Here is a 1,703-nt window from a genome sequence, read left to right as displayed (position 1 = left end):
GGTGCATGGCGATGGCATCGGACTCGAAGAAGCGCAGAGAGAACTCAATACCACGTTGTCGCAGCGATTACGGCAGCAGGCCAGACAACTCGGTGTGAGTGCGGCCAGCCTGTGTCATCTGGCGTGGGCGCAAGTACTGGCGCGAGTTTCCAATCGGAGTGATGTGGTGTTTGGCACGGTCTTGTTCGGTCGAATGGGGGGCGATGAAGGTGTCCAGCAAATGATGGGCTTACTGATCAATACGCTGCCGTTGCGCATCAATATTGATCAGCAGGGCGCAGCCGCCAGTGTGCGGCAGACGCATGCCCTGTTGGCCGAACTGATGGAGCACGAGCATGCTTCGCTGGCATTGGCGCAACGCGCCAGTGCCATCGCTGCACCGCAACCGTTGTTCTCGGCCTTGCTCAATTATCGTCACAGCCTGTACAACGCCACTTCGCCGATCTGGGAGAGCGTTACCCAGATTGCGGGAGAAGAACGGAGCAACTATCCGTTGACCATGTCGATTGACGATCTGGGAACGGACTTTGCGCTCACCGTGCAAGTGACGGCTGCAGTAGGCGCACTGCGGGTGTGCCGTTTTATGGAGACTGCGCTGGAAGGATTAGTGACGGCGCTGGAGACAACGCCGGAGCGTGCCATCAATAGTATTGATGTGTTGCCAGCAATGGAGCGGCATCAGCTTGTTACTAGCTGGAACACGACACAGATCCATTACCCGGAACGTGCATGTCTGCTGCATCAACTGGTTGAGGCGCAGGCGGCACAGACGCCGCACGCGGTGGCGGTGGCGTCTGGCGCTGTACAACTGAGTTATGCCGAACTCAACGCCCAAGCCAATCAGTTAGCGCACTATCTGCGCGAGTTGGGCGTCGGGCCAGACGACCGGGTAGCGATTTGCGTAGATCGTGGTCTGGCGATGGTAGTTGGCTTACTGGGTGTATTAAAAGCTGGTGCCGGGTATGTGCCGCTGGACCCGGGATATCCGGCTGAACGGCTGATGCATATGCTGGCCGATAGCGCACCACGTGTGGTGCTAAGTGGGGTGCTAATGCAGGCTGGGATTGCAGACGGCTGGGAGCAGGCGAGGACAACGATTGCGCCGGACGTACCGGTGCTCGATCTGCATGCGCCGAGTTGGGGTGCGTATCCGACAGAGAATCCCGACAGCAGCCATCTCAAGGCATCGGATCTGGCGTATGTGATCTACACCTCCGGTTCAACCGGCCAGCCCAAAGGAGTGATGAACGAACATTGTGGGGTCGTCAACCGCATGCTCTGGATGCAGCAGGCTTATGGGTTGGAGCCGCGCGACGTGGTGCTGCAAAAAACGCCGTTCAGTTTCGATGTCTCTGTGTGGGAATTTTTCTGGCCGCTGATGGTGGGTGCCAAGCTGGTGATGGCCAAACCAGACGGTCACAAAGACCCCCATTATCTGAGTGAACTCATTCGTACAGCGGGCGTGACCACGTTGCATTTCGTACCTTCGATGCTGCAGGCATTTACGGGGCATGAAGATACGGCGAGCTGCACCAGTATTGTCCGTGTCATGTGTAGCGGCGAGGCATTGCCAGCAGCACTCGTGCAGCGTTTCCATGCGCAGTTGCCGGATGCCCAATTACATAATCTGTACGGTCCGACCGAAGCGGCGGTGGATGTCACTGCCTGGACTTGCGTGGCGGGAGCAACCGGGACGACGATCC

At 58.1% G+C, this 1,703-nt stretch carries 1 protein-coding gene; it reads left to right on the top strand.

Features of this window, described 5'->3' with window-relative positions:
• The coding region (locus tag ACVBEF_RS21090) for a non-ribosomal peptide synthetase (RefSeq protein WP_447125855.1) at positions 1-1,703 on the top strand (1,703 nt) is incomplete at both ends.

This window comes from Glaciimonas sp. GG7 (assembly GCF_052976905.1).
The sequence above is the reverse complement of the archived record's forward strand: the minus strand, read 5'-3'. Positions and strand labels throughout refer to the sequence as shown.